The sequence below is a fragment of the Hymenobacter terricola genome, from assembly GCF_017921975.2.
GTDB classification, from domain to species: domain Bacteria; phylum Bacteroidota; class Bacteroidia; order Cytophagales; family Hymenobacteraceae; genus Hymenobacter; species Hymenobacter terricola.
The window spans coordinates 225922-245853 of sequence record NZ_JAGEMO020000001.1; the positions used below are offsets into that span (position 1 = coordinate 225922).

Below are 19932 nucleotides of genomic sequence, written 5' to 3' on the forward strand. Positions count from 1 at the left end.
GTTCAGGTTAAAATAAAATAAAAAGATATTACAAACTTCCCGTGCGGCCGCCATCTACCGGCACGCTGGTGCCGTTGATGTAGCCGGCCACAGGCGAGGCCAGGAATGCCACGGCAGCGGCTACTTCCTCGGCCTGCCCGAAGCGCCGGGCCGGAATCAGCTTGAGCATTTCGGCTTCAACGGCTTGGGTGGAGTGGCCGGTGGTGGCCACTTTTTTCTCGATGAGCGAGGTGTGGCGCTGGGTGACGGTGGCGCCGGGCAGCACGTTATTCACCGTGATGCCGAGCGGACCCAGCTCGTTGGCCAGCGTTTTGGCCCAGTTGGCCACGGCCCCGCGCACGGTGTTGCTCACGCCCAGGCCCGCCAGGGGGATTTTCACCGAAGTGCTGATGATGTTGATGATGCGCCCGTAGCCGGCCGCCCGCATGGCCGGCACCACGGCCTGGGCCAGCAGGTGGTTGCACACCACGTGCTGGTTGAACGCCAGCTGCAGGGCCGCCACCGGCGCGTCGAGCAGCGGGCCGCCGGGCGGGCCGCCGGTGTTGTTCACCAGAATCTGGAAGCCGCCGGCGTGTTGGGTCAGGTACTCGTGCACCACACGGGCCAGGTGGTCGGGGTCGTCGAAATCGGCCACCAGGTAGTCGTGCACGGGGCCGTTGAGCGCGGGCAGCGCCGCCACGGTTTCGCGCAGCCGGTCTTCGTTGCGGGCCAGGAGCGTGATGGCGCAACCGCGCTCGGCCAGGGCCAGGGCCACGGCGCGGCCAATGCCCTGCGTGCTGCCACCCACCAGGGCGCGGTAAGGGAGAAGGTCCATGTTTTTGGAAGCAGGGTGAGGGGAAGAATGACAAAGAAACGGCAAGGCGGCCATCGAACCATCGTGCCCACAATCTTATCAGACAATTTGAATAATTCGCCTAAAAATTTTAACTTGCCCATATTCAGCACATTACCTATCATCCTTTTTTGAGGGGTTGCTACTCAACTGTATTTATGCAGATACCTTTAATCAAATGGCCTTTCCGTTACGTCGAGCGCAGCCTGTTTTTGCTGCTGCTGGGGCTGCATTTGCTCCCCATCTGGGCCTTTCGCTACTTCACCAGCACCGATGGACCGGCCCACCTCTACAATGCGTGGGTGCTAAAAACCATGCTGCTCGACCCGCAAAGCAAATTTCGCACGCTGCTGGCTTTCAATCTCAACCCGGAACCCAACTACCTCAGTCACGCGCTGTTGGCTGCCTGCCTTACGGTGCTACCGCCGTGGCTGGCCGAAAAAGCGGTGCTGACGCTGTACGTAGCCGGGCTGCCGCTGGCGGTGCGCTACCTGCTGCGGAGCTGGCAGCCGGCGGCGGGGTTTCTGGCGGTGCTGGCGTTTCCGCTCATCTACAGCGTGGTGCTGCAGTGGGGTTTTTATAATTTCTGCCTGAGCATGGTGGTGCTCCTGCTGGCTGTGGGCTATTGGAAACGGCACCTGGCCGGCGTGGTGCGTCCCGGCGCCCGGCACGTGGCTGGCCTCATGGGCCTGGTTACGCTGGTGTACCTGGCCCACCCCCTGGCCTACCTCACGGCCGGCCTGCTGCTGGGCCTGCTCACGATAGAGCAACTGATTACCCAGCCGGGGCGCAGCAGCAGCTGGCTGGCGCGGCTTGCATCGCAGGCAGGTAGCGTGGCGCTGGCGTTTCTGCCCACGCTGCCGCTGCTGGCCTGGTACTTCTGGCGCAAAGGCGGCGAAGGCAATAGTGCGGCGGCCCCTTTGGGCATCGTGCGCTACGCCACCGACCTGCTGGAGCTGGAGCCCCTGCGCTACATGGGCCCGGCCGAGCGGCCCTACCGTGTGCTGGTGGCCGGCCTGTTGCTACTGGCGCTGGGCTACGCCGCGTGGCGGCACTGGCGCGGCCGGGCGGTGGCGCCGGCCTGGGCCTGGGCAGCGGGGGCCGGCCTGCTGGCGGTGGGCTACCTGGTGGTGCCCGATGCCCTGGCCGGCGGCAGCATCATCCGGCCGCGGCTGGGACTGCTGTGCTACCTGGCGGTGCTGGGCGGGCTGGGCACTGTGCCATATGGCCCGGCGCTGCGCCAGGCGCTGCTGGTGGGCGGGGTGGCGGCGGCGGCGGCATTGCTGGGGTTCCGCTTTGGGCGCTACCGTGCGCTGCAGGCCAACCTGAACGAGTACCGCTCGGCGGCAGCCTACATCCGGCCCGGTAGCACGCTGGCCCCGCTGCAATTTGCCCACACCTCTCCCATGCCGGGCAGCCACGAGCCGGCCTGCTACATCGACGCTTTTGGCCACACCGCTGGCTACCTGGCCGTGGAGCGCAACCTGATTGATTATGAGAACTACGAAGCCCAGACCGGCTATTTTCCGCTCATCTGGCGGCCCGGCCGCGAACGCCTGAGCCAGCGCGACAGCCTCCCCCAACGCCTCGACCTGACGGCCCGGCCGGGCGGGCCGCCAGTGCCCGACTACGTGCTGGTGTGGGGCGAAGCCGACACCACCGCCCGGCCCAGCCCCAACCGCCGCCGCGCCCTGGCCCAAATCGACAGCTTCTACCGGCCCGTGTTCCGCTCCCGCACCGGCCTGGCACGGCTTTATGTGCACCGACGCCTCCCGGTAGCAGGCCTGACGCCCTGAGGCCGGCGCCATTTTGCCCGTATCTTACGGCTCCCGCAACCTCTTATTCTTCTCATCCCATGCCCATCGCCCGCCCTTTCAGCTTCCAGCAGTGGATAGACGAGCACCGCCATCTGCTTAAGCCGCCGGTTGGCAACCAACAGATTTTCAAGGATAACAAGGACTTCATCGTGATGGTAGTGGGCGGCCCCAACGCCCGCAAAGACTACCACGTTGACGCTGGCGAAGAATTATTTTTCCAGCAGGAAGGCACGATGACGGTCAAAATCATCGAGGACGGCCAGCCCGTGGACATCGAAATCAAGGCCGGCGAAATGTTTTTGTTGCCGCCAAATGTGCCGCACTCGCCGCGCCGCCCGGCGGGCACCGTGGGCCTGGTGCTGGAGCGCTACCGCTCGCCCGGCGAGTTGGACGGCTTCCAGTGGTACTGCGAAAACTGCGGCAACAAGCTCTACGAGGAGTTCGCCGAAATCACCGACATCGTGGCCCAGCTGCCGCCCATCATGAACGCCTTCTGGCAGGACGACGACAAGCGAACCTGCAAAGTGTGCGGCACCTACATGACGGCTCCGGCGCCCGTGGCTGGCTAGGGATTTGTGTGTGCGTTCCATTTGAGTTGGAGGAACCGCGACGGAACCTGGCCGCAGCAAACGGTGGGCATATACTATTCAAGTGGATAATTGGCAGTGAGTTGCGGTTGTGCGCGGGCAGGGGTATGGAGTGTGCCTGGCTCGGCAATTAGCTCTATTAAGGGTACTGAGGCAGCACGGCAGCCCATGCTGCCAACCAGCCGCTCACGGCATTATGGACAACGCTACCGGGCACGGGCATTCAGAAATTTGAAGCGTTTTCTGCACTTTCTATCATCGTATGCCCCCACTCCGCCCCGTGTTATTTTCGCCCAAAAAGCCTTTTGACCGGCGAGTGATGCTGGTGTTGGCCATTTTTGGCGTGGCCTACGGGCTGCTTTCTCTGGTTAATCATTACCTGTTCCGGACCTACGCGTTCGACCTGGGCATTTTCAACCAGGTACTGTGGGACTACTCGCACCTGCGCATCGCGCCTAGCTCGGTGATACGCTACAACAACATGTTTGGTGACCACGTCACTTTGCTGCAGCCGCTGTGGGCCCCATTATTCTGGTTATTTGGCTCTTATACACTGCTGCTGGTCCAGATTGCGGCCATTCTGGGGGGTGGCTACGGGGCCTACCGCCTGCACCTGTTGCGCACGCAGGGCAGCCAGCCGGGCGCGGCGCTGGGCCTGCTGGTACTTTTTCTGAGTACCTGGGGCATCTATTCGGCGCTGGCGTTCGATTACCACGACAACGTGGTGGGGGCCATGCTGCTGCCCTGGCTGTTCTATTGGCTGGAAGCTGACCGGCGCGGCCGGGCCACCGTGGTGGCCGTGCTGCTGGCGCTCAGCAAGGAAAACATGGCGCTGTGGCTGGTTTTTGTGGCGCTGGGGCTGGTGGTGCTGCACTGGCGCGAGCCGGCCCGGCGGCGCTGGGCGCTGGGCGTGGCGGCGGGAGCGGCGGTTTATTTCGTGGTGGTGGCCGGGTTCGTCATTCCCTTCTTCAGCGGCGGGCTGGCTTACCGCTATCAGGGCGTGTACGCGGCGCTGGGCAGCACGCCGGGCCAGATGGTGCAAACCCTGCTCACGCGCCCGTTCTACGTGCTCAGCCTGCTGTTTACCAACCATTTTGCTGCGCTCGATGGCGACTACGTGAAGGTGGAGCTGCACAGCATGGTGCTGCTGTCGGGGGGGCTGGCCCTGCTGCGCCGGCCGGGGTATCTGCTCATGCTGGCGCCCATCTACGGGCAGAAGCTGCTGTCGGACAACGTCATGTACTGGGGCATCAACTACCATTATTCGATTGAGTTTGTGCCGGTGCTGCACGCGGCCCTGAGCCAGTGGCTGGTGCGGCTGGCCCCGCGCCGGGCGGCGCAGGTGGCGGCGGGCGCGGCGGTGCTCTGCCTGGCGGCCACCATTGTGTCGATGCAGGTGCGCCGGTCACCGTACTACGACAAAAGCACGGCGCAATTTTTTCGCGGCCGCCACTACCAGCGCGATTTCGACGCGGGGGCCGTGCACCGGGGCCTGGCCCTGGTTCCGGCCGATGCGCGGGTGAGTGCCTCCTCGCCGCTGGTGCCCCACCTGGCGGCGCGGCCGTTCATTTACCAGTTTCCCTACGTGGCCGATGCCGACTTCATCGTGGCCCTGCGGCACGCCAATGCCTACCCGCTGTCCGACGCCAAGCTGGAGGTCCAGCTGGCTGAATACCAAGCCAATGGCCACTGGCGCATAGTTCTCGACCAGGCCCCGCTGATGGTGCTCCGGCGGCTGCACCCGCTGCCCCTGCCCACCACGCGCTTTTTTGCCCGCCGCGCGCTGGTGGAAGACGACAGCACCCGCGGGCCGGGAGCCCGGCAGTAGCTTAGCAGCGGCAACCACCCGTGCCTGTTTCCGCCCACCCCTCCCCCACCCCGTGCTTTCCATCGACATTCATACCCACATTTTGCCCGAGCGCTGGCCCGATTTGGCCGAGCGCTACGGCTACGGGGGCTTCATCCGGCTCGACCACCACAAGCCCTGCTGCGCCCGCATGATGCAGGACGACAAGTTCTTCCGCGAAGTGCAGGATAACTGCTGGGACCCCGCCGTGCGCCTGCGCGAGTACGACCAGTTTGGGGTGCAGGTGCAGGTGCTGAGCACGGTGCCCGTCATGTTCAGCTACTGGGCCCAGCCACTCGACTGCCTCGACCTCAGCCAGCTGCTGAACGACCACATTGCCGACGTGGTGGCCCGCTACCCCACCCGCTACGTGGGCCTGGGCACGCTGCCCATGCAGGCCCCCAAGCTGGCCATCAAGGAGCTGGAGCGCTGCATGAAAATCGGCCTGGCCGGCGTGCAGATTGGCTCCCACATCAACGACTGGAACCTCGACCAGCCCGAGCTGTTCGAGGTTTTTGCCGCGGCCGAGGAGTTGGGCGCCTGCGTGTTTGTGCACCCCTGGGACATGATGGCCCAGCAGAAAATGCCCAAGTACTGGCTGCCCTGGCTGGTGGGCATGCCCGCCGAAAGTACGCTGGCGCTCTGCTCGCTAATCTTCGGCGGGGTGCTGGAGCGGCTGCCCAACCTGCGCGTGGCGGTGGCCCACGGCGGGGGCTCGTTTGCCAGCACCATTGGCCGCATCGAGCACGGCTGGCAGGTGCGGCCCGACCTCTGCGCCATTGACAACCCCCACAACCCGCGCAAGTACCTGGGCAAATTCTGGGTTGATTCCTTGGTGCACGACCCGCTGATGCTCGAATACCTCATCAAAACGCTGGGGGCCGATAAAATCACGCTCGGCACCGACTACCCGTTTCCGCTGGGCGAGCTGGAGCCGGGCCAGCTCATCAAGTCCATGCCGTTTTCGACTGACATTAAAGCGCAGATGCTGGGGCAGAACGCGCTCGACTGGCTGGGGCTAACGCCCGAGCGGTTTGGCCACTCGCTGTTGGGCACGGCCAGCCGGGCACAGTAATGGCTGCGGCGAAGGCCATAACCTTTTGTTAGCATTGGCGGGGGCTTTGCGCCGACCTTTGCGATTATGATTGCTCAGCTTGCCCCCGCTACCGCTGCCCAGCTCGACGCTGCCGACCCGTTGGCTGCTTTCCGCCAGGAGTTTCACCTGCCGCCCGGCCCCGATGGGCAGCCCTGCGCCTACTTCTGCGGCAACTCGCTGGGCTTGCAGCCCAAAACCGCCCGCGCCGCCGTCGAGCAGGAATTTGAAGCCTGGGAAAGATTCGGCGTGGAAGGCCATTTTCAGGCCCCGTCGTTCTGGATGAACTACCACGACACCCTCACCGAAGCCGCCGCCCGCGTGGTGGGCGCGCTGCCCATTGAGGTGGTGGTGATGAACAGCCTGACCGTGAACCTGCACCTGCTGCTGGTGTCGTTTTATCGCCCCACGGGCTCCCGCTACAGGATTTTGATGGAAGGCGGCGCGTTTCCGTCCGACCAGTATGCCATCGAAAGCCAGGCCCGCCTGCACGGCCTCGACCCCGCCGAAGCCATTGTGGAGCTGGTGCCGCGCCCCGGCGAATACACCCTGCGCACGGCCGACATCGAAGCCAAAATCGCGGAGTTGGGCGACTCGCTGGCCACCATCCTCATTGGCGGGGTGAACTACTACACCGGGCAGGCGTTCGACATGGCCGCCATCACGCGGGCGGGCCACGCGGTGGGCGCGTTGGTGGGCTTCGACCTGGCCCACGCGGCCGGCAACCTCGAAATGCACCTGCACGACTGGGACGTGGATTTTGCCTGCTGGTGCTCCTACAAGTACCTCAATTCGGGGCCCGGCGGCACGTCGGGCGCGTTCGTGCACGAGCGGTTTGCCCACCGGCCCGACCTCGTGCGCCTGGCCGGCTGGTGGGGCCACGACCCTTCCGAGCGGTTTCAGATGAAAAAAGGCTTCCGGCCCATGCCCGGCGCGGCCGGCTGGCAGCTTTCCAATGCCCAGATTTTCCCCATGGCCATCCATCGCGCCAGCCTCGAACTCGTGGACCGGGCCGGCGGCATGGCCGCGCTGCGCCGCAAGAGCAAGCAGCTCACGGCCCACCTCGAAACCCTTGTTCGCGCGTTGGCGTTGCCCTCTACGCAACTGGAAATCATCACCCCGGCGGACCCGGCCCAGCGCGGCTGCCAGCTGTCGGTGCTGGTGCACCAGCGCGGCCGCGAGCTGTTCGACTACCTGGCCGCCCAGGGCATCATCGCCGACTGGCGCGAGCCAAACGTCATCCGCCTGGCCCCCGTACCGCTATATAACTCGTTTGGGGATGTGCAGCGGGTGGGCGAGGCACTGGCGCGTTTCTTCAGTGAGCAGTTAGTAGTTAACAGCTAGCAACCACTTGCTAACGACCTTTCCCAACTACCTGTTGCTCACTGCTCACTGTTAACTGTTAACTGACCTGCCCAATGGAAGATTACGCCGCCAAGATGCTGCTCAAGACGGACGCGGCCCTGCGCGAATACGTGACCGGCCATATTCAGTACCGCGAGGCTGCCGTGCTGGCCGCCTTCGACGAGCTGCGCCGCCGTGGGCAGCCCGCCCCCGAAGAAGCCACCCTGCGCCCCGACCTGGAGGTAGCCGCCGCCGCCCAGCGCACCCTCGACGATGCCGCCGAAGCCGAGCGCCAGCAAACCTCCCTGGCCGCCGACCCCGTCGCGGTAGCTGCCGCGGGCCCGGCGCTCTATTCGCCCGTCACCGTCGTGCTGTTTTCCATCCTGACGATGGTGATTGGGGGCGTGCTGATGTGCATGAACCTGTACCGGCTCGGGAAAAAGCAGGCCACCCTGGGGCTGGCCGTTTTTATTCTCGCGTACTCCTTTTTGGGGTCAGCCCTGGTGACGTGGGTGGGGCTCAACCCGATTTGGGGAGCCATGCTGCTCAACCTCTCGGCCGCGCTGATTTACGTGCTGTGGGTCTGGCCGCGCTACATCGGGACCACGGCTTTCCGGAGTCGCAGCATCCTGGTGCCCGTAGTAATCTGCATGCTCATTATCTGGAGCGTGCAGTACCTACTGAAGCAGCAGCCCAACCTGTTGAAGCAGCAGCCGAAAGAAGTTCAGCAGCAGTTTGAGAAGATGATGCCGCGCTAGCGGCCGGGCCGCCGAAACACCGAGAGCACGCGCAGGCCATAGGCCCGCACGCGGTATATCTCGCGGCCGATGCTGTCCGGGTACGGTGCCGGATGGGTGCGGTAGGCGCTGAGATAATAGCGGGCCCTGGCCGCGCCCACCAACCGGAACCGCAGCCGATCGGGCCGCCTCACGAGGGCCAGGTTCTTTTCAATCAGCCCGTCGTTGGGGGCGGCCACGCCGAGCACCGGCGCAGAATCATGCCGGGCAATCCACTCCAGGCCCTGGCGGTACGACAGGCCCCAGTAGTCGCACTCAAACAGCCGCCCGGCCGTGCCCGGTGGCAAAAATGAGAAGTACACTTGCTCCTGCGGGTGCGCGCCCACCATGCGCCCGGCGGTGTAAGCCATTTCGAGGCCCGCCACCACGGCAGCGGCGACGGCCAGCCGGCGCAACAGAACCCCGCGCCGGCCCGCGTGCCACAGCAGCTGCGCCCCCCGGCCCGCCAGCAGCAGCAGCGCCGGATACACGAAGTACAGGTGCCGCCAGCCGTCGTAAATCACCGAATGCAGCCCGATTACCAGCAAAATGGGCAAGCTAAACCAGCCCAATATCAGCACGTCGAGCCGGCCCTCGAACGTGCGCAGGTGCGCAATTGGCCGCCGCAGCAGTGCCACCAGCACGCCGCCCACGCCCAGCAAAAACGCCGCCGTGTACGCCAGGGGCGTGGTGACAAAAATCCAGACCGGCGCGTAGTGCCACGGCAGCTGCCGGGCGGCAATAATGCGGCCCAGGTACAGCATGTGGCCATCCCAGGCGGTATAGCGGCTGAAGCGCAACAATGCATCGCCGAAGTGCTGCACCGGCGCGGCCCATAGGTAGGGCCAGCCCGCTACTACGGCCACCGGCAGCACGGTCAGATACACTGCCAGCGCGCGCGCAAGCAACCAGCGGCGTGGTCGGCCAGTCGCGCCAAAACCGCTTTCCAGCAGCAGCATTCCGACGGTTAAAGCCACCAGCAATACCCCCAGAATCCGTACATCTACGGCGGCAGCCGTGGCCAGGCCGTGCACCGCCGCCCGCGCCAGGGAGGGCCGGCGCAGCAGCCGCGTCAGGGTGTAAGCTCCGAGCGTGAACAGCGCCAGAAACACGATGTCGGTGCCGTTGTAAAAGGATTCGGCAAAGAACCTGGGCGAAAGCACCAGCCCGAAACTGACCAGCAGGCCCCAGCGCCAGCTGCGCAGGTAGCGGCTGCCCAGCCGATAGAGCGCCCATACGCCTCCGGCAAAAACCAGAAAAACCGCCAAATGGCGCAGCAGATAATAGTCTCGCGAGTCGTTCACGCCCAGCACTTTGGCCAGCACCACCACTGGCAGCTCAAACAGCACGCCGTGGTCGTTGTCGCGGTTGCCTTCGATGGCGTGCACGGTGGCGAACTTGGGCTGCCGGGCCGTCCAGGCCGGGGCCACCATGCCGGCAATGTACTTGGCACTTACCATGGCATTGCTTCGCAGCACCTCCTCGTCCCACGACACGCCGTAATCCCGAAAACACAGCAAGCCCACGAGCAGCAGCAGGGCGAAGTAGCCGCGGACGTAGAAGGCGCGCTGGCGGCCTGAAAAAAACTCGCCTAAATAGGTTCGCAAACGGGGAAAGGGCATTGCGCGGCTCACGGTGGGGCGGCCCAGCCGCGGGCGCAAAGGTAAACCAAGCCGCGCCGGTGGGGTATTAGCTGGTACCGGCCGCCTTCGGCAACTACTATCCCGCGCTTTATGCCGCTTCAGCCCCTGCTCCTGCCCCAGGCCGACTTGCTGTTCGACCCCGTTTTTTTATCAGCTCCCGAAGCGGATATCATCCTCGCGCAGCTCATCGCCGGCATTGCCTGGGAGCAGCGGGCCATCCGCATTTTTGGGCAGGAAATTCCCCAGCCCCGCCTGACGGCGTGGCACGGCGACCCGGCGGCGCGCTATGCCTACTCCGGCCTGGCCTGGGAGCCGCAGCCCTGGACGCCCCTGCTGCTCATCCTGCGCCAGCGCATCGAAACCGCCACCAGCGCCCGGTTCAATAGCGTGCTGCTGAACTACTACCGCGACGGCCGCGACAGCATGGGCTGGCATTCGGACGACGAGCCGGAGCTGGGGCCGGCTCCCGCAATTGCATCGCTCAGCCTCGGGGCTACGCGGCGCTTTCGGCTGCGGCCCTGTCGGGCCCGGCCCGGCGCCGGGCTGGTCCACCCACCGTTCGGCCTCGACTTGCCCAGCGGCAGCCTGCTGCTCATGCGGGGCCCTACCCAGCGGCACTGGCAGCACGCCCTGCCCAAAACTGCGCGGCCCGTGGGGGCCCGGCTCAACCTAACGTTCCGGTGGGTGGCGGCCGCGAGCGGCGGGCCCGCCCGCTAGTAGCAAATGCCGGGATGACCGTGTAAGTGAGGACAGAAACCCGCGCCCACTTCGTAGCTACCCACCCGGAAATTCGCCACGGTTACGTACTCGGGAAGTCTGTTTGTCAGCTCCATCAGTGTATGCTCGGCTGCCGGAGGCCCTTCGGCTGGGGGCTGCTCCGGCAGGGGCGAGATGGGCGGTTGTTTAGGCCGACGAAAGCGGGCGATTCGAAACATGAATAGAAAAATGGCTAAGGTTAACTCAACGGCAGCCAGCGCTTTGAAGCCACGGCAGTTACCCAATTACAAGTAGCGTACCAAGGCAGACCGCGCCCCGTTTCTGCGGAAATCCTGTACGTCCGCTCCGGAGTTTTTCACCCGCATCGGAGCCATTATCAAAGGTAACAGGCCTGGTATTCAGGGCACAAAAAAATCCCCGGCCACCTGCTGGCCGGGGATTCTTGGTGGTCGTTTTTCTCTGTTTACTTGATGTCGAACAACAGGCCGAAGTAGCCGAGGCGGCCGTAGCTGGGCGCGCCGTACACTTGCAGGTTGGGCGAGTCGAAGAGGTTGGTAGCGCCAGCTTGCAGCGTGGTGTGCAGGCTTTTGAGCGTGTAGCCCACCTGCGCATCCAGGGTTTGGGCCGTGGGCACGGTGCCGGTGGCAAAGGTCGACTCGTAGAGGAAGGCATCGACCCAGCGGTAGTTAAGGTTGTAGCTCAGCGTGCGGTCCAGGAGCAGGCCGTCGAGGCCGAGGTTGAACTTGTGGCGCGGCGTGTTGAAGAACGACTGCGTGCCGGTTTTGAAATCCTTCGTGACCAGGTCGTTGTAGCTGTAGTTGGCGCTCACCGTGAGGGCCGGCGCGAAGGCGTAGCTCAGCGTGATGCCCGCGCCCTGGCTCTGCACGCGCTGGTCGACGTTGGCCGCAATCTGGATAACGCGGGTGGGGAAAGCCGCGCTCTGAAAGCGCCCGCCAGCTGCGGCCCCAATTTGCGAAGCAGTGGGGCGGCTGCCGTCGGTGTTGCCGATGAAGTTTTGGGTGGCGATGAAGTTGTTGTACACGTTATAGAAGTAGTCGATGTCGACGTACAACTTCTTGACCAGCTGGGCGCGGTAGCCCACTTCGTAGCTATTCACTTCTTCCAGCTTGAGCGAAGCGGCATTATACTCATAGCCAGCGAGGTCAGTGGTGCGGGTGGGCGCCAGAATGCCCGGCAGCTGGCTGGCCAGGGCCGGTGAGTAGCCCTGGAAGCCGCCGCGCACGTTGCCCAGCAGAATGGCCCGGCCTACGTCGAGCTTGATGTACTGGTCGTTCTGGGTAGGGGCGCGGAAAGCGCGGCTGAAACTGGCGCGGAAGTTCTGAAGCTTGTCCGGCCCCAGCGAGTACACGACCGAGGCGCGGGGCGAAAACGCCGTGCCGAAGTTCTGGAACCGGTCGACGCGGCCGGCGGCCGCCAGTTTCAGGTGGTCGTCGAGCAGGGTTTTGCTGGCCTGGGCGTAGGCGCCGTACTCGTAGTTCGTAATGCGGCCGCCGTCCCTGGTGTCTTCAAACAGGCTGCCGTCGGAGCCCAGCAGAAACTGGCGGTAGGCCCCGCCCACGGTCAGGTCGGCGAAGTTGTTATTATAGGTGTACTGGCCGCTGCCTTCGTTCAGAATGGAGCGGATAATCAGACGGGCGCCCTGGCCCGGCGTCGGGTTGTGAATGAGCTGGTTGCGGGCCACGTCAAAATCCGCCGTGCCGGGCTGCAGCTGCATTGGGGCGGCGGCGGTGAGGGCGGCCTGCGTGGCCGCATCCACCGGCTGGCCGGCGTTCAGGTTGCCGGCCAGAGTGCCCAGGTAAGTACCCACGTAGCGCTGGCCGTAGGTGGTGGTAGCGGAACCCGGCACCAGCTGGTTTTGCAGAAAACCGCCCAGGAAACCCAGGTTGTAGGAACCGTCCGTCTGCGGGTCGCGCCCCCCCGAAAAGTCATGGGTGGTGAAGGCACGCACAAACCAGTTGCGGCCTTCCACCTGCACGCGACCCTGGTGGGCGCCACTGTTCACAAACCGGTAGCGGCTGGCGCTTTGGTACGTCGTGTTGGCCTGAGTGTACTTGTAGTCTACCGTTGCTTTGATACTGCTGGTGAGCAGCACGGCCAGGCTTGGCGCAACCTTATAGGAGTGGGTTTTATTGTCGGTGGCAATCAGGTCCTGCTCCGTGTAGCCGGGCAGAAACAGGGTTTTGCCCACCAAAGAACTCGGCGTCTGTACCGTTGCGCCGGTGGCCGGGTTGGTAAAAGTTGTCCCAAAGGTGAAGGCTCCCACGTCGCCGTAGCGGCTCACCGCGTCGTAGCCCAGGTTCGAGCCGGCGGCATTATTGCCGGGCTCAATCAGGCTAGAAGTTGCGTCCTTATTATCGGCAATGAAATCGTTGGCCACCGTGGCGCCGCCGGAGATTTTGAAGGCCACCCGCTCGCCGATTTTTGTGGCGTAGCGCAGCTGGCCGTCCAGCAGGTTGCGGTTGCCGCCGCGCAGGCGCACCGTCAGGCCGGGGTCTTTGAAGGGGTCTTTCGAGTTGGTGAGCAGCACGCCGTTAAAAGCGTTGGCCCCGTAGAGGGCCGAGGCCGGACCGTGCACGATTTCCACGCTCGCCACGTCCAGCACCGGCGTACCCAGCAGGTTACCAAAGTAGCTGCTCAGGCTGGGAATCTGTGTGTCCATGTAATCGGCCAGCTGAATGACCCGCTCCGAGCGCGAGGAGTTGAAGCCGCGCGTGCTGAAGCTGGTGGTGAGCATGCTGGAGCTGCTCACGTCGATGCCTTTGAAGCGGCCCAGGCCGGCCACCAGGTCGGGCGTGGTGATTTGCTCCACCTGGCGCTGGCTGAGCTTTTCCACCGTCACGGGCACCTGGCCAATACTTTCCTCCACGCGGGAGGCTGCCACCACCACCTGGTCGAGCACGGCACTGGGACGGAGCGTGACAATGAGGGCATTATCGGGCTGGCTCAACGGCAGCTCCTGGGTTTCATACCCAATAAACGACACGGATAAAACCAGTGCACCCTTGGAAAAATCCGATTTTATCTGAAACTGTCCTTCTTCGTTGGTGCTGCCGCCCGTGTAGGTTCCTTTAAAGAATACGGTGGCTCCCGGCAGCGGCATACCAGCCTCCGTCTGCACGGTTCCGCTGATGGTTTGAGGGCCCTGCGCCCAGCTGCTCAACGGCAGCAGCAGGCATAAAATAATGCAGATGTAAATGTGACGCATACGCTAAAGAGTAAAAAATAGTCTGCAAACCTACTATTTTTTCTCCGCATTCTGCGAAACACTCAGCCGTTAAGCTACATATTCTAGTGCAATGAAATTTATTGAATAATAATTAGTTAGTATCTAATACCCGGGTGGCCTGACAGCTGGGAGTCACCTTCTTCACTCACCACAAAATCGCCGACTCGCAACACGGCGGCCACCGGCATGATGGATACGAATACCGGTGCCGTGCGACGCCAGGGCGCCATAGCAGACGCGTACCGGGCAGCGGCGGCCATGGGCAGCACCAGCAGGGTAGCACGTCGGCGGGCAGCACGGCAGCGCCACCGCATGTAGCCAATTTGTTTGTAGCGAAATCGAAAATGGGTCATGGCTAAAAGTAGTTTAGTTCTAATTCGTCAAAGGTCCGGTAGCGGTTGCCTTACTCGCTTTTTTCACGACTAATTATACAAATTACTCGATAAGTGCAAACGTATGCCCTCATGAGATTTTGAATGGACGTGGCTAGACTTTTTTGCGACGGCAGCTAATCCCTAAGCGCAGTAGTAGCTTCGCGGCTGTGTGCTCCGATTCCCGTTTCCCCGCTTACGCCTCATGCCAACAACTGCCCTTCCTTCGCCCACCGATGCACCGCTGACCGTAATGGGCGCCGGCCTGGTCGGCTCCCTCCTGTCGTTGTACCTGGCCCGACGCGGGCATTCCGTGCAGGTTTTTGAGCGGCGCGCCGACCCACGGCGGGCCGGTTTTCAGGAAGGCCGCTCCATCAACTTAGCCCTGTCGGACCGCGGCTGGCGAGCGCTGGAAGGTGTGGGGGTGGGCGATGACATCCGCCAGGTGGGCATTGCGATGACCGGCCGCGTGATGCACGATGTGCACGGCAACCTCACCCGCCAACCCTACGGCCAGGCCGACCAGGCCATCTACTCCGTCAACCGCGGCCACCTCAACCGCCGCCTGCTCGACCTGGCCGAGGCCCAGCCCAACGTGCGCCTCCACTTTGGCCGGCAGTGCCTGGGCATCGACCTGCGCAAGCAGCACCTGCACCTGCTCGATTCGGCCACTCACCAGGAGCATACCGAGCCTTACACCCGCCTGTTTGGTACCGATGGCGCCTTTTCGGCCGTGCGCGGAGCCTTGCAGAAAACCGACCGCTACGACTACTCGCAGGACTACCTGGAGTACGGCTATAAGGAGTTGACCATCGCGGCCGGGCCCGGGGGCGCGTGGCAGCTGGAGAAAAACGCCCTGCACATCTGGCCGCGCGGGCAGTACCTGATGATTGCGCTGCCCAACCTCGACGGCTCGTTCAACTGCACGCTGTTTTTCCCGTATGAAGGCGAGGAGAGCTTTGCCGCGCTGCCAACGCCGGCCGATGTCACGGCTTTTTTCACCCGCGTCTTTCCCGATGCCGTGCCGCTGATGCCCGCCCTGACGGAGGAGTTTTTCGCGCATCCCACGGGCTCGCTCGTCACCATCAAGTGCTTCCCCTGGAAGTACGATGATGACGTGCTGCTGCTCGGCGATGCCTCGCACGCCATCGTGCCGTTCTACGGGCAGGGCATGAATGCCGGCTTCGAAGATTGCAGCGTGCTCAACGAGCTGCTCGACCAGCACGGCGACGCAAACTGGCCCGCCATCTTTGCCGAGTTCCAAACCCAGCGCAAGCCCAACACCGACGCCATGGCCGACCTCGCGCTCTACAACTTTACCGAGATGCGCGACCGCGTGGCCGACCCGCGCTTCCTGCTCCAGAAGAAGATTGAGGCCAAAATCGCGGCCCAGTTTCCCGGCCGCTGGACGCCGCTGTACTCGCAGGTCACGTTCTCGCACACGCCCTACGCCGAGGCCTGGGCCGCCGGCCAACGCCAGGATGCCATCATGGCCCGCCTCATGCCTCACATTCAAACCGAAGCCGATTTCGACCAGCCCGCTGTGCAGGAGTTGGTGCAACAGGAAATGGCGGGAGCTGCCACGGCGGCGTGAGGCGCGTCCAAGCCCGCTTGCTAACGCGCGGCTAGCTCAAAACCGCCGAGCGGCAGCATGGTGCCGGCCAGTTGCCGGCGCAGAGCGCCATAATCCGCCAACTGACTGGTGGCCAGCACATTTTGCACGACTTTCAGGTACTGGCGCTGTGCCTGGGCAGCATCTGCTGCGGTGATGGCCAGCGCTAAGGCTTGGTGCTGGGCCACGGCATGGGCTTGCACGGCATGCCACTGAACGTTGCTGAGCACCGGGGCATCGGCCAGAAAGCTGGTGATGCGCCAGGCTTCGCGCACTCGCCCGGAAAAGCCGGGGGCGGCGGTTTCGTTGCGAGCTTCCGCCTGGGCAGCCGTCAGGGGCTTGGGGCCAGAACGGGCCTGCGCACCTAAAGCACTCAAAAGCAGCCATATTGCCACTACAGGAAACCAAGCCACTGCCATTATTCGAGCAGCAGAAGCAGAAGCCTTTAAAACAGTTAAATAATAGGGGTTTTACGCACCTGAAAGCTAATTGGCACTTCTTCGAGAAATGATATTTTTTGGCTGACTGTCGTGTTTTGCCCCGCGAGTGGTTACTTTATACCGGCGAATGAAAAACCTATTTGCTATTCTCCTTCGCACACTACTCACGCTCGCTATTTTACTATGTTAACTTGTGCCATTATCGATGATGACGAGATTAATCGTCTGACTCTGGAACACTACGTTGAGCTGACGCCCAACCTCAAGCTGATGGCCTCGCTGGCTGATGGCATTGCCGGCCTTACGTTTTTCCGCGAAGGCAACAAGGTTGATATTCTGTTTCTGGATATTGAGATGCCCCACCTCAGCGGCCTGGAGCTGCTGCGGGTGCTCACGAACCCGCCCGAAGTTATTATCACCACGGCCCGCCAGGATTTTGCCGTCGACGCCTTTGAGCTGCGCGTGACCGATTACCTGGTCAAGCCCTTCGATTTTGCCCGCTTCACGCAGGCCGTGCAACGGGTGCAGTCCCGCCGGCCCGCCGCGGCTGCTCCGGCCGCGCCCAGCCCCGCCGACGCCCCCGTCAATGCCGACCTGTTCGTGAAGGTGAACAGCCGGATGGTGCGCATCAATTTCGACGAAGTGCTGTACGTCGAGGCCCTGTCGGACTACGTCAACATCGTCACGCCCAAGCACAAATACATCGTGTACACCACGCTCAAGGCCCTGGAAAACCGCCTTAGCCTGTTCCCGAATTTCGTGCGGGTGCACCGCAGCTACCTGCTCAATACCCAGCACATCGAGTCCATCGAAGACAACACGGCCAACCTGCAAGGCGGCCATTTTGTGCCCATTGGGAAGTCGTACCAGGACGGATTTTACAAGAGCCTGCAGCGGATTTAGCGCTCGGGGCCGGCCTCGTTCACCTGTTGGTAAACCGGCAGCTCGTAGAACGGCCGCAGCAGGCGCACTACGTCCAGGGCATCGGCCAGGGCTTCGTGCGCCACTTCGCGGTCGTCGAAACGGGCGCGGGCCTTGCAGATGCTCATGGTGGGCAGGCGCGAGTCTTTGCGCCAGTTGAGGTAGAACGCGGCCGGGTCGAGCATGGCGGGCTCGGCGCGCACGAGGGTGCCGTAGCCGGGCAATTGCTGAAGAAAGCCCAGGTCGAAGACGGCGATGTTCTTGCCGGCCATGGTCACGGCCACGCAGTCTTTTTTATCGGGCCGGAAGTGGTGGGCCAGCAGGAATTCGCGTAGCTGGGGCAGCAGCTCGGCCGGGCCGCACAGCTCGGGGTTGGGCGTTTTTTGGGCCAGCTCCTGAAATAACCGCGCATTGAGAGCAATGGCGCCGGCCGTGCCGGCATACTCCGGGTGGCGCACCACGCGCCGGAAAGCGGGCAGCTCGGCCAGCGGCAGCGGGTGGCGGGAGTCTTCGATGACGGCCGCCAGCTCCAGAATCTGGTGGCGGAGCGGGTTGGAGCCGGAGGTTTCGAGGTCGAGAGAAAGGTAGCGCATGGAACGAGTGTACGGGCGGGCGCCACACACCGCCGCGTCGAGCCAACCGACCGGCCTCGCGCCGGCTCAACTCAGCCGCCAAACACTTTTTTCAGCAGCGCGGTGGTGCGGGCCACGGGGTTCTCGCGAATGTTGGCTTCCTCCTGGGCGATGAGCGTGAACAGCCCGTCGATGGCTTTGCCGGTGGCGTACTGGTTCAGGTCGGTTTGCACGGGCTGCACCAGCGGAATGCGGTTGTAGCTGCTGCTGAGGGTGGTGTAGTAGCGCGTGGCCCCCACTTTATCGAGGCTTTGCTGGATGATGGGCTGAAACGCGGTGCTGAGCTGGCCGGTGGTGGTGCGCTTCAGGTACTGAGTGGCGGCATCCTTCTGGCCGGTCAGAATATTCCACACATCCGTGAACGTGAGGCTTTTGATGGCGTTCAGAAAAATGGGCTTGGCGCTCTTCGCCGCGTCCTCGGCCCCCCGGTTCAGCGACAGCTCAAAGGCATCGACCTGGCTGCCCAGCCCAATGCTGCGCAGCGTAGTGGCCACGCGCTGGGCATCAGGCGGAAAAGGAATGTGGATAAAGGAGTTCAGGTTGAAGCCGTCCTTCTGCGAGGCCTGGTCGGCCCCTTTGCTGATGCCTTGGATGAGTGCTTCTTTGAGGCCGTTAGTGGCTTCGGTGTTGCTCACGCCGCTGGGGGTCGTGGTGCTGCCAGTAGCCGTTTTGCCCAACGTTGGCAGCTTGATGTTGCCAATTTTCGGCAACGTAAACTGCGCGGAGGCGGACAGCGAGAAGGCCGACAGGGTCAGTAAAATCAGGAGAAAGCGCTTAGTCATCACGTAAAATCAAGGGTTAGCAGGAAGATTGCGGGGCCCGCGACGCAAACGCCGCTTCGGCCGGCGCGGGGCCCAGGCCCCACTATAGGCAAATGCGGGGCCAGCTCTGCGCAAACCTAGCCGCGAGGCCCTTTCCCGCCCAACGTTATCGACCACCGGGTGGCACCCGGCGACCGGCAGTCCTCATTCATCGGCTGGGCAGCACCGGCGGCTACACGGCCGCATCGGGGTCTGCACTGCTTGCTTAGCAAGCCGCGTGAGCGCAGACTGGCGGTGCCATTTTTGCTTATTGTAACCGCCTCACGGCCGCGCTCACCCCACAATGCACTTATTGCGCGCCCTTCGCCTTCATCAAGAACTCACGTATTGTTTTCCTGGGAACGAGCGTTAATCGGCCACCTAAGCCAGCACTTTTCTAACTTATTTAAGTGCAAGGCTTAGATTAGCGAATTATTATTGTCCGAAGTATTTCTACCGCCATGAAATTTTTGCGCACTGTTGCGGCTGTTTTGTTTTGCCTGCTCGCGCTTAGTCCGTCTGCTTTTAGCCAATTGGCCGCGCCGGAGGCCGACGTATCGGTAGCCGTGGTGGCGGCGCAGCAGCAGTACGGGCGTTCCTTCAACGGGCTCCCGCAGTTGTTCAACGGCCCCGAATACGCCGACTACGCCAAGAATTATCGGGAACGCAACGGATTCCAGTTTTTTATGTGGCCCGAGAAGCAGCTTGGCAGCGTGGATTACAACGGCTATACCTTCCCCGGAGTGCGCCTGGCCTATGATGTGGTGCTCGACCAAGTGGTGCTTTCGCCCGCGAACAGTCCGCTGGCGTTGCGGCTCATCAACGAGCGGGTGCGCGCTTTTTCCATCGCCGACCACCGCTTTGTCCGGCTGGTAGCCGATAGGTCGACGAGTAATGTTATTGGCACGGGCTTTTATGAACTCCTGCTCGACAGCACCGTGCAGGTGGTAGCCAAGCGCGCCAAGCGCCTGCAGGAACACATTGTTCAGCAGTACATTGCGGTCGAATTCGTGCCAAACGACAGGCTGTTTATCAAAAAGGAGGGCCGGTATTATCCCGTGGCCAGCAAATCCTCGGCCCTGCACCTGCTGGCCGACCGCAGCAAGGAGATGCAGAAGTATCTTCAGGAGCGCAAATTGAAATTTAATAAGGCTAAACGGGAGGCTTCCATTGTCCAGCTGGCTACTTATTATTGCAGCCTGCCCCCGCGCTAAAGGCCTGCCGCTCTCGGGTTCCGATATCCTTTCCGTCGTC

At 63.0% G+C, this 19932-nt stretch carries 17 protein-coding genes; 10 read left to right on the forward strand and 7 right to left on the reverse strand.

From position 1 onward, the window contains the following. Window positions 1-28: 28 nt before the first annotated feature. The gene (locus J4G38_RS00810; RefSeq protein WP_226163037.1) at window positions 29-814 is read right to left on the reverse strand and encodes an SDR family oxidoreductase; all 786 of its coding nucleotides are present in this window, start codon (window positions 812-814) and stop codon (window positions 29-31) included. A gap of 176 nt (window positions 815-990) precedes the next feature. Between J4G38_RS00810 and J4G38_RS00815 the strand changes: the two genes are divergently transcribed. From J4G38_RS00815 to J4G38_RS00840, 6 genes are all read left to right on the forward strand, one after another. Further along, window positions 991-2628, forward strand: a complete 1638-nt coding sequence (locus J4G38_RS00815) for a hypothetical protein (RefSeq protein WP_210514279.1) — start codon at window positions 991-993, stop codon at window positions 2626-2628. Between the two features lie 59 nt (window positions 2629-2687). After that, window positions 2688-3218: a 3-hydroxyanthranilate 3,4-dioxygenase gene (locus J4G38_RS00820; RefSeq protein WP_210514280.1), complete on the forward strand. Its 531-nt coding sequence runs from the start codon at window positions 2688-2690 to the stop codon at window positions 3216-3218. Window positions 3219-3498: 280 nt separating this feature from the next. After that, a complete protein-coding gene (locus tag J4G38_RS00825) occupies window positions 3499-5064 on the forward strand; it encodes a DUF2079 domain-containing protein (protein WP_210514282.1) in 1566 nt (521 codons plus the stop codon). 52 nt (window positions 5065-5116) lie between these two features. Next, window positions 5117-6157, forward strand: coding sequence for an amidohydrolase family protein (locus tag J4G38_RS00830; protein WP_226163038.1), 1041 nt, complete (start codon window positions 5117-5119; stop codon window positions 6155-6157). A 66-nt stretch (window positions 6158-6223) separates the two neighbouring features. Beyond that, window positions 6224-7519: a kynureninase gene (gene kynU / locus J4G38_RS00835; RefSeq protein ID WP_210514284.1), complete on the forward strand. Its 1296-nt coding sequence runs from the start codon at window positions 6224-6226 to the stop codon at window positions 7517-7519. 74 nt (window positions 7520-7593) lie between these two features. Next, window positions 7594-8277: a hypothetical protein gene (locus tag J4G38_RS00840; protein WP_210514285.1), complete on the forward strand. Its 684-nt coding sequence runs from the start codon at window positions 7594-7596 to the stop codon at window positions 8275-8277. Here J4G38_RS00840 and J4G38_RS00845 read toward each other — a convergent pair. Next, window positions 8274-9902, reverse strand: coding sequence for an ArnT family glycosyltransferase (locus J4G38_RS00845; protein WP_210514287.1), 1629 nt, complete (start codon window positions 9900-9902; stop codon window positions 8274-8276). The genes J4G38_RS00840 and J4G38_RS00845 overlap by 4 nt on opposite strands. A gap of 126 nt (window positions 9903-10028) precedes the next feature. Between J4G38_RS00845 and J4G38_RS00850 the strand changes: the two genes are divergently transcribed. Further along, a complete protein-coding gene (locus J4G38_RS00850; RefSeq protein WP_210514289.1) occupies window positions 10029-10655 on the forward strand; it encodes an alpha-ketoglutarate-dependent dioxygenase AlkB family protein in 627 nt (208 codons plus the stop codon). 463 nt (window positions 10656-11118) lie between these two features. Here J4G38_RS00850 and J4G38_RS00855 read toward each other — a convergent pair whose 3' ends face one another. Together J4G38_RS00855 and J4G38_RS00860 are read right to left on the reverse strand one after the other, a co-directional pair. Beyond that, complete coding sequence (locus J4G38_RS00855) at window positions 11119-13881, reverse strand: TonB-dependent receptor (protein ID WP_210514290.1); 2763 nt, start codon at window positions 13879-13881, stop codon at window positions 11119-11121. A gap of 116 nt (window positions 13882-13997) precedes the next feature. Further along, entirely contained in the window at window positions 13998-14255 is a 258-nt protein-coding gene (locus J4G38_RS00860; protein WP_210514292.1) for a hypothetical protein, read from the reverse strand. Between the two features lie 223 nt (window positions 14256-14478). Here J4G38_RS00860 and J4G38_RS00865 point away from each other — a divergent pair, with 223 nt between their 5' ends. Beyond that, window positions 14479-15867, forward strand: a complete 1389-nt coding sequence (locus J4G38_RS00865; protein ID WP_210514293.1) for an FAD-dependent oxidoreductase — start codon at window positions 14479-14481, stop codon at window positions 15865-15867. Window positions 15868-15887: 20 nt separating this feature from the next. Here J4G38_RS00865 and J4G38_RS00870 read toward each other — a convergent pair whose 3' ends face one another. After that, window positions 15888-16262, reverse strand: coding sequence for a hypothetical protein (locus J4G38_RS00870; protein ID WP_210514295.1), 375 nt, complete (start codon window positions 16260-16262; stop codon window positions 15888-15890). Window positions 16263-16508: 246 nt separating this feature from the next. On the opposite strand from J4G38_RS00870, the gene J4G38_RS00875 reads away from it, so the two are divergent. After that, complete coding sequence (locus J4G38_RS00875; RefSeq protein WP_210514296.1) at window positions 16509-17228, forward strand: LytR/AlgR family response regulator transcription factor; 720 nt, start codon at window positions 16509-16511, stop codon at window positions 17226-17228. Here J4G38_RS00875 and J4G38_RS00880 read toward each other — a convergent pair. Both J4G38_RS00880 and J4G38_RS00885 read right to left on the reverse strand, forming a co-directional pair. Continuing rightward, window positions 17225-17839, reverse strand: coding sequence for a 3'-5' exonuclease family protein (locus J4G38_RS00880; RefSeq protein WP_210514298.1), 615 nt, complete (start codon window positions 17837-17839; stop codon window positions 17225-17227). The two genes, J4G38_RS00875 and J4G38_RS00880, sit on opposite strands and share 4 nt — an antisense overlap. 71 nt (window positions 17840-17910) lie before the next feature. Beyond that, window positions 17911-18660: a DUF4197 domain-containing protein gene (locus J4G38_RS00885; protein WP_210514299.1), complete on the reverse strand. Its 750-nt coding sequence runs from the start codon at window positions 18658-18660 to the stop codon at window positions 17911-17913. Window positions 18661-19139: 479 nt separating this feature from the next. On the opposite strand from J4G38_RS00885, the gene J4G38_RS00890 reads away from it, so the two are divergent. Next, window positions 19140-19892, forward strand: a complete 753-nt coding sequence (locus J4G38_RS00890) for a hypothetical protein (protein WP_210514301.1) — start codon at window positions 19140-19142, stop codon at window positions 19890-19892. Window positions 19893-19932: the final 40 nt, after the last annotated feature.

Excerpts from the sequence above, each read along its gene's own strand:
- J4G38_RS00825 (WP_210514282.1), top strand. The coding sequence starts at position 3,499 with ATGCCCCCACTCCGCCCCGTGTTATTTTCGCCCAAAAAGCCTTTTGAC.
- J4G38_RS00855 (WP_210514290.1), bottom strand. The coding sequence starts at position 13,881 with ATGCGTCACATTTACATCTGCATTATTTTATGCCTGCTGCTGCCGTTG.
- J4G38_RS00875 (WP_210514296.1), top strand. The coding sequence starts at position 16,509 with ATGTTAACTTGTGCCATTATCGATGATGACGAGATTAATCGTCTGACT.
- J4G38_RS00885 (WP_210514299.1), bottom strand. The coding sequence starts at position 18,660 with ATGACTAAGCGCTTTCTCCTGATTTTACTGACCCTGTCGGCCTTCTCG.
- J4G38_RS00890 (WP_210514301.1), top strand. The coding sequence starts at position 19,140 with ATGAAATTTTTGCGCACTGTTGCGGCTGTTTTGTTTTGCCTGCTCGCG.
- J4G38_RS00820 (WP_210514280.1), top strand. The coding sequence starts at position 2,688 with ATGCCCATCGCCCGCCCTTTCAGCTTCCAGCAGTGGATAGACGAGCAC.
- J4G38_RS00810 (WP_226163037.1), bottom strand. The coding sequence starts at position 814 with ATGGACCTTCTCCCTTACCGCGCCCTGGTGGGTGGCAGCACGCAGGGC.
- kynU (WP_210514284.1), top strand. The coding sequence starts at position 6,224 with ATGATTGCTCAGCTTGCCCCCGCTACCGCTGCCCAGCTCGACGCTGCC.
- J4G38_RS00865 (WP_210514293.1), top strand. The coding sequence starts at position 14,479 with ATGCCAACAACTGCCCTTCCTTCGCCCACCGATGCACCGCTGACCGTA.
- J4G38_RS00850 (WP_210514289.1), top strand. The coding sequence starts at position 10,029 with ATGCCGCTTCAGCCCCTGCTCCTGCCCCAGGCCGACTTGCTGTTCGAC.
- J4G38_RS00880 (WP_210514298.1), bottom strand. The coding sequence starts at position 17,839 with ATGCGCTACCTTTCTCTCGACCTCGAAACCTCCGGCTCCAACCCGCTC.
- J4G38_RS00860 (WP_210514292.1), bottom strand. The coding sequence starts at position 14,255 with ATGACCCATTTTCGATTTCGCTACAAACAAATTGGCTACATGCGGTGG.
- J4G38_RS00815 (WP_210514279.1), top strand. The coding sequence starts at position 991 with ATGCAGATACCTTTAATCAAATGGCCTTTCCGTTACGTCGAGCGCAGC.
- J4G38_RS00840 (WP_210514285.1), top strand. The coding sequence starts at position 7,594 with ATGGAAGATTACGCCGCCAAGATGCTGCTCAAGACGGACGCGGCCCTG.